The organism is Brevibacillus sp. NPDC058079 (assembly GCF_042885155.1).
In the GTDB taxonomy this organism is placed as follows: Bacteria; Bacillota; Bacilli; order Brevibacillales; family Brevibacillaceae; genus Brevibacillus.
In genome coordinates this window covers 232,470-245,493 of record NZ_JBHVSO010000007.1, presented here as the reverse complement: position 1 = coordinate 245,493, position 13,024 = coordinate 232,470, and the positions used below count along the sequence as shown (strand labels likewise).

17 protein-coding genes are annotated in these 13,024 nt (G+C 36.9%); 16 read left to right on the top strand and 1 reads right to left on the bottom strand.

The features are described from left to right. Positions 1–64: 64 nt before the first annotated feature. From ACFVS2_RS21580 to ACFVS2_RS21555, 6 genes are all read left to right on the top strand, one after another. Positions 65–592, top strand: a complete 528-nt coding sequence (locus ACFVS2_RS21580) for a hypothetical protein (protein WP_390237506.1) — start codon at positions 65–67, stop codon at positions 590–592. Between the two features lie 12 nt (positions 593–604). Beyond that, entirely contained in the window at positions 605–3,160 is a 2,556-nt protein-coding gene (locus ACFVS2_RS21575; RefSeq protein ID WP_390237504.1) for a metallophosphoesterase family protein, read from the top strand. 53 nt (positions 3,161–3,213) lie between these two features. After that, complete coding sequence (locus ACFVS2_RS21570; RefSeq protein ID WP_390237503.1) at positions 3,214–3,504, top strand: hypothetical protein; 291 nt, start codon at positions 3,214–3,216, stop codon at positions 3,502–3,504. 30 nt (positions 3,505–3,534) lie between these two features. Then, positions 3,535–4,182 (top strand): P-loop NTPase family protein, encoded by a 648-nt coding sequence (locus tag ACFVS2_RS21565; protein WP_390237502.1) that lies wholly within the window; start codon positions 3,535–3,537, stop codon positions 4,180–4,182. A gap of 219 nt (positions 4,183–4,401) precedes the next feature. Then, positions 4,402–6,240, top strand: a complete 1,839-nt coding sequence (locus tag ACFVS2_RS21560) for an ATP-binding protein (RefSeq protein WP_390237499.1) — start codon at positions 4,402–4,404, stop codon at positions 6,238–6,240. Between the two features lie 56 nt (positions 6,241–6,296). Further along, positions 6,297–6,725: a hypothetical protein gene (locus tag ACFVS2_RS21555; RefSeq protein WP_390237498.1), complete on the top strand. Its 429-nt coding sequence runs from the start codon at positions 6,297–6,299 to the stop codon at positions 6,723–6,725. 233 nt (positions 6,726–6,958) lie between these two features. Here the strand turns inward: ACFVS2_RS21555 and ACFVS2_RS21550 are convergent, their stop codons facing one another. Continuing rightward, positions 6,959–7,285: a hypothetical protein gene (locus ACFVS2_RS21550; RefSeq protein ID WP_390237495.1), complete on the bottom strand. Its 327-nt coding sequence runs from the start codon at positions 7,283–7,285 to the stop codon at positions 6,959–6,961. 203 nt (positions 7,286–7,488) lie between these two features. Between ACFVS2_RS21550 and ACFVS2_RS21545 the strand changes: the two genes are divergently transcribed. The 10 genes from ACFVS2_RS21545 (at position 7,489) to ACFVS2_RS21500 (ending at position 13,017) form a co-directional block, all read left to right on the top strand. Further along, positions 7,489–8,502, top strand: coding sequence for a cobalt ABC transporter permease (locus tag ACFVS2_RS21545; RefSeq protein WP_390237492.1), 1,014 nt, complete (start codon positions 7,489–7,491; stop codon positions 8,500–8,502). 14 nt (positions 8,503–8,516) lie between these two features. Next, positions 8,517–9,134: a prepilin peptidase gene (locus ACFVS2_RS21540; protein WP_390237489.1), complete on the top strand. Its 618-nt coding sequence runs from the start codon at positions 8,517–8,519 to the stop codon at positions 9,132–9,134. A 139-nt stretch (positions 9,135–9,273) separates the two neighbouring features. Beyond that, positions 9,274–9,477 (top strand): hypothetical protein, encoded by a 204-nt coding sequence (locus tag ACFVS2_RS21535; RefSeq protein ID WP_390237486.1) that lies wholly within the window; start codon positions 9,274–9,276, stop codon positions 9,475–9,477. 151 nt (positions 9,478–9,628) lie between these two features. Further along, entirely contained in the window at positions 9,629–9,820 is a 192-nt protein-coding gene (locus ACFVS2_RS21530; protein ID WP_390237484.1) for a hypothetical protein, read from the top strand. Positions 9,821–9,887: 67 nt separating this feature from the next. Then, entirely contained in the window at positions 9,888–10,073 is a 186-nt protein-coding gene (locus tag ACFVS2_RS21525; RefSeq protein WP_390237483.1) for a hypothetical protein, read from the top strand. Positions 10,074–10,138: 65 nt separating this feature from the next. Next, on the top strand, positions 10,139–10,324 hold the full coding sequence (locus ACFVS2_RS21520; protein WP_390237481.1) for a hypothetical protein: 186 nt from the start codon (positions 10,139–10,141) through the stop codon (positions 10,322–10,324). Positions 10,325–10,439: 115 nt separating this feature from the next. Beyond that, positions 10,440–10,625, top strand: coding sequence for a hypothetical protein (locus ACFVS2_RS21515; protein WP_390237478.1), 186 nt, complete (start codon positions 10,440–10,442; stop codon positions 10,623–10,625). A gap of 180 nt (positions 10,626–10,805) precedes the next feature. Further along, positions 10,806–11,306, top strand: a complete 501-nt coding sequence (locus ACFVS2_RS21510; protein WP_390237475.1) for a hypothetical protein — start codon at positions 10,806–10,808, stop codon at positions 11,304–11,306. A gap of 92 nt (positions 11,307–11,398) precedes the next feature. Then, positions 11,399–12,250 carry a LysM peptidoglycan-binding domain-containing protein gene (locus ACFVS2_RS21505; RefSeq protein WP_390237472.1) on the top strand — a complete coding sequence of 284 codons (852 nt, stop codon included), beginning with the start codon at positions 11,399–11,401 and terminating at the stop codon, positions 12,248–12,250. 17 nt (positions 12,251–12,267) lie between these two features. Continuing rightward, positions 12,268–13,017 (top strand): AAA family ATPase, encoded by a 750-nt coding sequence (locus ACFVS2_RS21500; protein ID WP_390237469.1) that lies wholly within the window; start codon positions 12,268–12,270, stop codon positions 13,015–13,017. The last annotated feature ends 7 nt before the right edge of the window (positions 13,018–13,024 follow it).

The following is a 13,024-nucleotide window of genomic DNA, read 5'->3' as shown; positions in this document are numbered from 1 at the left end:
GATATACACTATAGTCAACACGAAAAATACAAAAACGGCAGACAATATAAAAGGAAGAAGACCTATGAAAAAAAGTGTAAATATAGTATTAACGACAAAAGAAGCATTTAATGAATTTATTGGTGTAGCAGATTGTGCCATTCGTCAATGGATTGACCAAAAGCTTTTGGGTGATGGGAGAACATGGATCATGGATCGAATCGTATTTATGAATTTGCTTAGGAAAAAGAAACTGCCTGGAAAAGTATTTGAGATTGATGAAAAGGAAGTTACATTTGAATATCTTGGTCTTAAATCGAAGGCGCTTGATATATGGTACGAAAACGAACACGTAAGAGACGTATTGACGAAGATGCCTTATGCGAATGCAGTATCAGAAGCATTTCTTGCATACAAGGAAGATTCTGGATTGAAATATAAGCATCTGTTAATTACAGATGATAGTGAGGTTAGTGACAATTGGTTTTATCGAAAGAGCAAAACGTGGGTTGTTACTTTGCGTTACGTATTGGAGACAATTTCGAAAACCTTGGAAGCAAAGGGAATTGAAACCATGTCGCTTGAGCAGTTTTTGAAAGAAAAGAATATGTAAGGGGGAAGGAACATGAGACTCCTGTACTTTGGGGATAAACATGAACGTGTTACAAGCCCAGAGAATCGAATGGATGATTTTGTAGAGACACAACGTTTGAAAACACTTGAGATCATTGATATTGGAAGAAGACATCAGGTAAACGGTTTTCTTCAACCAGGTGATTTCTTAGATTCACCCAATGTACCTGATAATCATCTTGCATGGTTAATGGAAGTTTGGTCGGGTGTCAGTGTTTATGAAGCATTGCGTTTATTGACCTCGAATAGTGATGCAGATAAAGAGAAAGCACTGAGTCAATTAAAGAATTATGTACCTCTCATTGGGGTAGCAGGTAATCATGAATTGTATGGAAATAACATTAAAACGCTACCGAAGACTTCTATTGGTTTTTTAAATAAGGTGGGGTTGATGACCTTTGCAACAAAAGAGAATCCCTACTTCTTTTACACCGAAGATGGAGCTAAAGTTGCTGTCACTGGCACTCACTACCACTTGGATATTGATGCTCCTGAACACATTGATGATTATATTGTGGAAGAGAAACTTGGCGATTTTCATATTCATATTGTTCATGGATATTTGAGTGATAAAAGCATGGGAAACATGTTTCGTCATACATTGATTGATCATATCCAGCACACTAAAGCGGATTTAACGATTACTGGACATGACCACATTGGCTTTCCGCTTACTGAAATCAATGGTAAATGGTTTGTGAATCCTGGAGCAATTCCTCGGACAAAAAATGATGTAAAAGAAATGAACCGCAAACCGAAAGTGTTGCTCATTGATATTACGAAAAAAAACGGTTTGCAACTCAAGGAAATATTCTTGAAGTCTGCGCAAGACGGAGAATTAGTCTTGAATCGCAGAAAAATTGTAGAGCGTAAAAAGCGGGAAGATCGTCTATCAGAGTTTAAAAAGGCAGTACGCGATGCAGGAAATACAAAATCGACGGATATCATTGAAATTATTCGAAATAAAGCTGAGACAAAAGAATTGCCTCTCATTATTCGAGATGATGTCATTGATCGAATTAGCGAAAAAAAACGAGAAATGTCTCAAGTCGTTGAAAAAGTCTTAAATAATGCTCATGTAGATAAGATCATTCTTGAAAACTTCCAATCACACCAATATACCGAGCTTGAACTGTCCAGAGGTTTGAATATTTTTGTAGGCGAAAGTCGTCAAGGGAAAACAGCCGTTCTTCGAGCCTTCAGGTGGGTTTACGAAAACAAACCATTAGGTGATCGGATTATTAAAAAAGGTGCCAAATATGCAAAAGTAACGCTGTTTTTATCAAATGGATATATTGTTTCGCGAATTATGGAAAAGAAGTCTAACGGTAGAAACGGATATGAGATAACAGATCCAATGACTGGTGAAGTTGCTTATCATAATACGAAGATGTTACCCGAAGTACAGAAAATTCTTGGTTACAATCCATTTGTTATCGACAGCGACTTGCAGTTTAATTTGAACTTTATGAAGCAAGGCTCTGGTTGGTTCTTGATCGGTGATCAATTCTCTGCTCCTGTAAAAGCAAAGATTATCGGGGCAATTTACGGGACTCATTATGCGGATGCAGTAGCAAGGGAGCTTGACGCTGAGGATCGAAAAGTGAATGACGAATTAAAAAAGGCGCAGGCGGATGTGCAAAAACTGGACGAACAGATTCGGCAATATACACACCTCGATGATTTGGAACAAACAATGTCAAATGTGGAAGGGCTATTAAAAGAAATCGAGGCTTTAAACCAGAGACGAGATAAGATCGTTGTTTTAATAAACAAGCGTAAGCAAACAGAAGCTGTTATTCAAGAAAATGAGCACGTTATCTCCCGTTTACAAGATATCGAGCAATTATCTCTTAAATTGGAACAAGTAAAAGTACAAGAATTGAAAAGAAGCCAACTGGCTTCCCTACTCAGCAAGAGACAGGCTGTGCAAACGAAGTACAATTTGTTAGAAGAAGCATTGCAAGCTTTACGTGATTTGGATAAAGCAAAGGAAATGCATGAAACGGTGTCATTGCTACAGAAACAGAGTCAGGAAATTCGGCAAATTTTGGTGAGACGAACTCGTATAACCGCTTTGATAGAACAAGAAAATCAAATTCTCACAAAAACACAGCTAATTGATGAAGCTTATCGTTTACTAAAAGAAGTTGAAACCGCCCAGATTAGACGCAAGGAGTTGCAGGGATTGGCGGAACGGGCGAAACGTTTGGAGCTAACAAGAAAAGAAGTCTCGAAAAAGCTTGCTTTGATCGATGAGACACTTGCAAAAACTAAGTATATTGAAGAAGCACGTAAGGTGTTTGATAGTTTTGCCGCGATCACTAAACGGAAGTCAAACATTGAAAAAGCCATGGATGGAAGGAAAAAGATCATTAAGCAAATTACTGACGATGATTCAACCATTAAAAAACAAAATAATGAATCAGCTATTTTAGTCAATAAATACAAAAGTTTGTTAGAGCAAGCAGGTTCTTGTCCAGTTTGTTATGGAACGATTGATCGCGTAACGGTAAATCGAATTGCGGAACAGTTTGCGGCATCATAAAACGTGACATGGATATAAATCGAATTAAAGGAATTTAAAAGGAGATGGATATGATGAGTCAACACATTCATTCAAACGATAACGAAGCATTCGTAGCAGAATTGCAACAAACAGAAAAAGCATTAAAAGCATCTGAACAACTACGATTTAGAGCAATTGCCAACAAAGATGCGTATGTTACACAATTGAAAGAAAATGACGCGGAATTAAAAGCATTGGGAACTACTGCGGAACAAGCTGAGAAAGAAGTTCAGGCTATTGATGCTGAAATCGAGAATAAGTTTGAAAAAATTAAAAGCATGATTCCGTTTGACCTGTTACAAAAATACAACATGCTGAAGTAATGGATTCATGAGAAGAAAGGAGGGGATTCCGTGAATGCAGTTAAAGCAAATGATTACTTGGAATCACTAAGGAGTATCTATCACAAAGAAAGTGCTGTTCTGCAACAACTTCAACGGAATAAGGCTGAAAAGGAGAATGCCGTTAAGTGCTTGCTTGAGGAGCGCGACCAGGTTGAATTGAAAAGGATATTGGTCACGGATGCCGCAACAGAAGCTCGGGAACAATCCAGAGATGTTTTACAAGATATGGGGACAAGGGCATTACAATTTATTTTGGGCGATAACATATCTCTTGAGATCGAGTTAAAAGAACAAGCAAGGCATTGGATTGCCAACTTTTTTACAAAGGAAGAGGAAGCTGAAGACTATCAAATTGAAACAGACCCTGCCGAAGAAGATGGCGGGGGAGCTGCCGATGTTGTAGCAATTTCGACACAAACAGCGATGCTTCAATTAACGGGTGATTATAACGTAGCTCCACTATTCTTGGACGAACCTTCTAAGTTTGTATCGAAAGGTCACTCTGAGAAAGTTGCCCGATTCTTATCAGAAATCAGTAGTCACTTTGAACGTCAAACGATGATGGTAACGCATGATGAATATTTATCAAATGTAGGAGACGTAGCTTACCTATTCAAAAAAATAGATGGAAGCACTATCGCAACAAAGCTTGCATGATAATAAGCCGATTAGGGTTTCCCTGGTCGGCTTATTATGTTTAACAATATTATTCCGTATGTGATTACGTAGATAATTCATCATTTATTCATAATAAATTATAATAACGTAAGAAGTAGGTAGATTGATTTGCGATGAATAACAGACGGTTTTACTTGTAAATTAAAATTTACAAAATAAGATATTAAAAGTATAATTCAGAAGAGAGGAGTTTGATGTATGAGTAATAATATGTTTGTAGTGGGACGTACAACCCCAAAAGAAATTGTTATTGCGTCGATTGAAAGACGATTAGTATTAGATGAATATTTGCTGATTAAAGATTCATACAATGGAGCTTTGATTGGAGAAGTCATCGAGACGAAACTGTACCACAAAGTAGAATCGGGCACGTTCTCAACCGAAACAGGTATCTATCAGAGTTTGAAAGATTTGGGTTTGAATGTAGATGGGAAACCTGTTTCTGTAGCAAAGCTAAAATTGCTTGATGAAATCACGACACCTGTTACTACACATTCTGCTGTTACAACACCAAGTTTTGATGATATTGAAGACCTCTTGATTCCTACTCCGCCCAATAAAGGTTTAGTTCTCGGTATTATCCGAGGTACAGAAAAAATCCAGGATCTTCTACCTGACTATTTAAGAAATCTATCACCGCTTTATGAACGTGGTATTGGTATTCTTGATCAGAAAGGTGTCCCTTTTATCCTGCCTCATTACCAACTGCGAGAATATCCACATCTCGGGTACTTTGGTGGAACAGGAAGTGGAAAGACGTATGGTCTTCGGGTTGGATGTGAGGAAATTATGCGACATTCAATACCAGCGGTAGCTTTTGATCCTCATAATGAGTTGGAATTTAATCAACCAACGGATGGCTTGGCAGAAGAGCATATGGAAGATTTCTCATCCAAACACGAAATTTTCAATATTGGAGAAAATGTAGGAATCAACTTCACTGAGTTAAATACAGAGGAGTTATTATACTTACTGGAGTTTATCGGAGATTTGACGATGCCGATGCGCGGAGCGATGGAAGCTCTTCATCAAAAGAATGATAGTTTCACAACTTTGTATAAGCGTCTGACTGATCTGAAAAAAGCTTTTGAAATTCAAGAGCTATCGAAGCATGAGAGGGATCAAGTAACATTGCCCGATGAAATCGTGAAGTTATATGAGCGATTGAAAGACAAAGTGTCTGGTTTGCCAACTTTGCAAGCACTCTCGTGGAGACTTGATCAATTGCATAAAACGGGAATCTTCAATCATGATATCTCTAAGGTAGAAGCTTGTATGCTTAAAAGAAAAATGGCAATCATTCGAGGAAAAGTTAGTCAATTGAAGATGATTGCTTCTTATATCACACGGAGGCTGTATGGAAAAAGAAGAGCTTATCGGGATTGGAGAAAAAATGAGCAAGGGGTTGACCAACCACCAAAGTTTCCTCCCTTTTTTAGTATTACAGACGAATCTCATATCTTCGCCCCTGATGGGGAGCGAATGAATCCTATTAAGGCTATCTTGCGAGAAGTAAGCCAAGAAGGTCGTAAGTATGGTGTGTTCTTGGCACTTGGAACACAACGACCAGCTCTACTTGATAAAACAATTGCCTCACAACTCAATACAAAGTTCATCTTCAGAACTGGAATTGAATCAGATATGAAAATGATTCAAACGGAGACAAATTTGAGTGCTGAACAAGTATCTCGGCTTCCTGATTTACCGACAGGAAATGCCTTTGTATCTTCTGCTACATTAAAGAAGACGTTCTATATTCGTTTTAGGACAACGAAGACAGCATCACCACATGCTGGACATCCTTTCGATGAGTTAGATGAGTTTGGAGAAGTAGATACGAAAACGAAAAATGTACTTATGTCCTTCTTACCATTGTCTATTGATACCATTAATAGAAAGCATTCCGATATAAATAAAGCATTAGGAAGAATGATCCCTAATTATGAAATCATGGATGTCTTAGAAGCAATGGTGAAACTGAAAGAGGTTGAAAAAGAAGAAAGTCCTTTTGGGACAAGGTATAAGCTGAAAAATTGATAGAAAGCTGAAAGGAATGTAAAAAAAGTGAAAAGACAAAGGATAGGGTGCTCACCATGTGTGATCAATTAATAACTTTTCATTCTAATAATGAATCGGTAGAAAAACTAACTTTACAACTACTCGCAAACAAAATGTTAGAAAAAAGTGAGGTTCACTATTTAGATTTAACATCTGACTCCAATCGTATCAATGCATTGCTACCAGAATGCTATTACTATGACAACGAAGATGCTTTCTCATCTTTTCTAACCAAAACAAAAAGCGATCTAAGTAATAGGCTCTCCCTTTATAAGAACGGGAGATCATTAGACGGACATTCCTATGTAACTGTGATTGTTTCAGATTTACAAAGTGATGCTAATATTTTATCTTTCTCAAACGTTATTGCTCCTTACATGAGCTACCATCGAGCTGTACAGTATTCTTTTATAGTTAAGGGATTCGATCTTAAAATTGAACTAAAATCTGAATACACGAAGTAACTGCTATGCTTCTTACATGAAAAAGAGAGGGATTTATTCCCTCTCTTTTTTGTATTTAGGCCTTTTCGTCAATCGATATCCCTAAAAGATCATTTTCATTGTATATTCCTCTTTTAATTCCTGTCTTTAATGCCTCCAGGCTTTTTGGATGGTGTAGGGATATGACTTTTCCTTGTCCATACAACATTCCATTCGAACTAATTTTATGAAACGGACGATCTCGCAATTTCTGATTATGATGGCGTGTGTTCATTTGATACCTCATCGTGCTCGACTTCACCGTTAGGAATGTGTACATGAGTTGATAAGCAATGTTTGCACTGACGTTTTGCTACCTTTGCGTTAATGAAAAGACAAGCAAACGTGGCAACAAATCCAAGCCACCAATTGAAGAAGTACCCCACAACCACCCCGATTAGAATGTACCCTAACAAATAAAGAACGCTCATTCTTCGCACAGTAATATCTGTTTTTTTGCAATCAGAGCAGTAGTGTGGTGTTTTAGAAATCATTTGTTCTGTTCTGCGAGAAACATACCATTTTAAAAGCAAATTATTCATCATTTTCAACTCCTTTCTCATAGAAATTATAAAAATATACATCGGTAAAAAGGACAAAAAATGGTTTAACAAGGTTCGAGGTCAATAAGTCTTTATTAGACACAAATCACATTGACTATAAACTACGAAATTCCTAAACTGAATATAATCAATTAATGAATGTAACTGTTTAATAAATAGACAAAAGCGAGGGAGGTGAAATATTGATAAAGCAACTTAAAAAAATACGTGAAGAAAAAGGCTTTATGTCCATTCTTATGGTTTTTTTTGTAGCGAGTTTACTGCCATTGTTGCTTTTTTATTTCGTTGAAATGACCTATCTGAATGGCATGAAGGATAAATTTCAAGGATTTAATGATGCGGCGGCTTCTGCGGCAGTAATGCAAATGGAAAAAGAGCTAATAAAAGATGCAAACATTACATTGATCGATCAAGATGCGAAAGAAGTTGTTGATCGGATTTTATCGGAAAACTTAATACTGAATGAAGATATGACACCTGCTGTAGATTCATTTGTTAAAGAAGCGCCTTTGGTAAAGGTATATGTAGTAAATCACAACAATGGAGAATCACCGAGCGAATTCATAACAGATGAAGGTTTTGTTTTTAAGATAAAAAATCCAACAGTAATTGTGTATTCAGAAGTGAAGCCAAACGGAGTATTCTTTAATCGTTTCGTAACCATTAAATCCATATCAGCATACGAAAGCTTCTTTAAGAAAGATCAAGAACCAAATGTATCAAGCAACCCAATTATCTCAGTAGATGGATTAGTGGTAACGATGAACAGAGTCGTGAATCCACTTCGGTTCAATCATCCTACAGGAACTTTTCCGTTAGATTGGCAGTTCTCGCCATTACCAATGGCGGCTGGTGGTAATATCGAGGTTTCGATTCACAGCACATTAGGAGATACCGATTTAATACACGCAGACTATGTGCTTCGACTGAACGGAGAAAGATATAAAAGTGAGATTTCGAGAAGCATGAAAAAAGTAAGCAATAACGTATTAACAGACACCATACAACTCCCTGATGAGGTCCCAATTGGATCGACTGTAACGCTTGATTTTACAACTATTGAGTTTGAAAATATATCGGGCACTCAACTGAAAGGGAATGATGCGGTAGGCTTTCAAGATGAAGGAGAAATCATTGGAGATATTGAGACAAATTTAAATAAACTCATTCGATTTCAAAAGGTTTATCAACAATAATTAGGGAGGACTACATGACAATTGTAATTATGTTAGCACTGTCAATTCTTACAGTGTTAGCCTTGAATAAATACAGTGAAAAAAAGGGTTTTGGCTACAGTAAGACTCAACAGTTTATCGCGATCATTACAAATATGGCAATCTGGATGGGGTTTCTTGCTAAGTATGGATACTCAACAAAAACCTTACTGCTATGTTTAGCAAGTTCAATTTTGGTTTCTATATTCTTCGTCGATTTAAAACACTATATCATTCCGAATGAATACAATCTGGCATTGTTCGCGTTAGCCATTTTCTTTGTTGCAAATACTTCGCAGTATTGGACAGTTTTTGTGAAAGGTGGATTCTTTTTCGCACTCACATTTCTTGTTATTTTTTTTGTAACTAAGGGGTCAATTGGCATGGGAGATGTGAAGATGTCGCTTGCGATAGGATTGATGATGGGAATCGGGTATTTAATGAACTATTTGATCGTGACATTCTTGTTGGGAGCGTTAGTGTCCGTTATCTTATTGATTTTAAAGAAAAATACGATCAAAGGAAAGATTGCATTCGGTCCTTACATGGTGATAGCTTTCTTCGATCTTACACTTGGGATTCATGAAAAAATTCTAAGCATTCCATTCGGATAATAAAAAAATACTCAGTCAAGGCATAAAGTAGTCTAACCCTGCTTTATGCCTCTTTTTTGTGTTATAAAGTCAACGGCATTACATAACATACAAACATGAATAGTGAAAATAAACTCTTGACAAAGGAGGGGGTTGCGAAATGTTTACAAAGGCGTTTGAAAAACTGAAGGATGATACTGGATTTATTTCCATTGAGACGATTATTGTTGCGGGATTGATGATTGCTTTGGGTGCTTATGGTATCACTCAATTTTACATGGGTGGTCAAAATCTCACAGAAGTATCCATCGATAACGTAAACAAAGTTCTCGATATTGCGGTAACAGAAACTCCAATTCCGTAAGAAAACCAGATGATGTTTGCTTGATAACAGCATTAAACACTATCAAGCAAACATTTCGAATAAAAAAAGAAAATATCGTTATAATCTCATAGACAATAAGCAATAAGACAAAAATCTTATTGACAAACAAGAAACTGTTATAAAGGAGGAGATGGAATTGAAACAAGTAGTAACTATTCTGAAAAACAAAGCAGGATTTATTTCTATCGAGACTGTCATTGTTGCGGGTCTGATGATCGCATTGGGTGCTTACGCTATAACCCAACTGTATATGGCAGGTCAATCGACTACAGAAACAGCAATTGACAACGTAAATAAAGTTCTCGATGTAGCGGTTTCTTAATTGAAGTGATTAGTAAATTATTTCATTGACTATAAAAAATTCATTTGAAGAGGAGGTAGTTCCAGGAATGAAAGGTGTACTGAATGCTTTGAAAGATAAAGCAGGTTTTATTTCCATTGAAACCGTCATCGTTGCAGGTCTGATGATTGCATTGGGAGCTTACGCTGTAACCCAACTGTATATGGCAGGTCAAACGACGACTGAAAAAGCAATTGACAACGTTAATAAAGTTCTCGATGTAGCCGTTTCTTAATCGGAAACGATAGGAAGTGAGAACAGTTGCTACGATCAAGATTAAAGAAAGGGGGAAATGTCAATATGAAAAATGTGCTGAATGTTTTGAAAGATAAAGCGGGTTTCATTTCCATTGAAACCGTCATCGTTGCAGGATTGATGATCGCGTTGGGTGCTTATGCTGTTACACAACTGTATATGGCAGGTCAATCTACAACTGAAAAAGCTATCGACAACGTGAATAAGGTTCTCGATGTAGCCGTTTCTTAATCAGATGGGATTAATAGAAGTCTCAATTTTATCGTTGAGGCTTCTAACAAAACATACATTTGAAAGAAGCAAACCAATAGGATGTAAAACTTAAAAAAAGGAGGAATAACTCACGATGAAACAAGTATTGAACACTTTAAAAAGCAAAGCAGGTTTCATTTCCATTGAAACCGTCATCGTTGCAGGATTGATGATTGCATTGGGTGCTTATGCTGTGACACAGCTCTACATGGCAGGTCAATCCACAACTGAAAAAGCTATCGACAACGTGAATAAAGTTCTGGATGTAACAGTTTCTTAATCCTTCTTTACTCAATGAATCCCGATAAAAATGGCTTTATGTTCAGCTTGATTTGGTTGACGTAGAGCTTTTTTTTGTAGATCAGGATAGCAACGCAAGCCTATTGGAAAGACCTTGATCGTATGATAAAGTCAAAATTGCTTATAGGCAATAAATTGATTGAGTAAAGGAGGGGTAAATTTGAAGAATCATTCAAAAATTAAAGAGCGAATGAGAAGTAATTCAGGATACGTTTCAATTGAATCAGTGTTTGCAATGTCATTTTTTTTAATCATTTTTCTTCTATGTATCGGCTTCTTCTCATATGTTCATCCGTACACGAAATTAGATCGTGAAGTTCATACATTGGCAACTCTCGCACAACGCCAGGGTGGATTAACGGTTGATGATGTACAGAGGTTTGAAGATAGAATAGCAAATTACGCATTTGTAGATTTGACAAAGGGTGTAGTTGAGGTAAACGCACATACCATCCTTGGAAATATGGATGCTATTGGAATTGATGGGTTAGAAGATGCAGGAACTTATTATGTAAAACGAGACAATAAAGACTTCATTGAATTGACAGTGAGTATTCCATCTCAAAATGTAATATTAAAACCTGTAGCAAATTTTTTTGGCGTTGGTGGAGTTATCGATCACTATACATTCAAGGAAACGTTTATGTCTGAACGGTATTAATGAATCAAACGAGATTCGACTATAATTGTCTATTGTCAATGACATAATGAAAGTAAAATGTTAACAACTAATCAACGAAAAATCGGAGGTGTATGAGTTTGCTGGGAAAAAACAAGTTGATGCTATCTGTGCTTTTACTCACTTTTGTTTCGACTTCGGGAATGTTTTATTACGACAATATATATTTAAAGAAACAGGATCAAGCAAATAAAGTAACGGTGCTGGTTATGAAAAAAGATATTGCAAAAGGAACGGAGTTTTCAACGGATAACATTGGTGCAATCAAAATTGATAAAGAGATGGTTTTGCCGACTTATATCACAAAATTCGATGATGTTAAGGGTAAGACCGCAACTTCTGATCTTCTTGCCAATGAAGTGGTAACAAAACCTCGTGTTAATGAGGGTGGAGATGGAACGCGTCAATTTTCGGTAGGTGTAGAAGCGAAGAATATGCCTGTCTCTATTAAGAAAGGAGATGCTGTTCGCGTCTTTGTTCAAACGGAAGTAGGTAGCAAAGTATACGAAGTTTTTGAAAAGAAAGAAGTGTATGGGGTAAATTACAAGAAAAGTTCAGCGGGTAAAGACACACCAGTTGTTCAATCAATTGATTTACTGCTGTCCGACAAAGAAGCAGTAACATACTTTGATGCTCAAAAAACAGGAAATCTGTTGGTGATTCGCTACCATGATCTAACCGAAAAAGATACGACTACGGTTCCACGATTTGAAGAAAATGCAGATGAGTTGCTTCAATTACAAGCGGATTCCAAAAAGCGTGGAGGTAATAAAACTGATACAACTGTTAGTTATGTTGTAAAGAAAGGTGACACTTTTGAAAGTATTGCCAAAGCACATGGTTCTACCGAAGGGGAAATCAAAGAGCAAAACCCTGGAGTTGTCACCTTACACCCAGGCGATAAATTGCAAATCAAAAAGAAATAAGGAAGGGGGAGATGTAGGTGAGCGGTAAAGTTTACGCAATTATGTCCGTTGTTCAAGGAAACGGAGCAAAGTATGTAGCGACCAATTTGGCGAGGGCGATGAAGCGAAAAGAAAAAAAGGAGAATAATAAAATCCTCCTTGTGGATTTTGATTTTGAAAATCCGTACTTAGCATATGACTTCGTTAAACAGGATAAAACTCATGGTATCGACAACCTCCTTCCACATATTCATGAGTCAGGGATTAGTCAGGAAATTTTCCAAGAGAACATCATTGCAACACGTATCGATGTGGATGTTTTGAGGGGGACTCAATTTATTGGGAAGTACAAACAATTCTCAAAGTTCCATATCGAAGCGATTTTGGATACAGCTCGAAAACTCTACGACATTGTAATCGTCGTTGTATCTCCAAAGGTTAATAATGCGGGCACAGTTTATACCCTGTTTCATGCTGATCAAGTCATTCTCGTTTTGCGTAATAATTATTCTAATTATTTGCGTGTAGATGTAGCAATGAGAATTGTCAATCAATACGCGAAAGGGGAAAATCCAACTTTGATCGTTTACAACATGCAAAATGTTCAATCAAAAGCTGAGGTGAACGAAAAGTTGAAAGAATTCCCCTTTGAATTAAAGGTTGCAGGCGTATTGGAGTATGACGAACGATCCATTGATAATGTGGATTTAGATAAAAAAGAGTCCATGTTTCTATCAAAACGAATAAATGCAAAAACCTTTGCTGAGATCGAAAAGCATTTAGTATAAGGAGGGG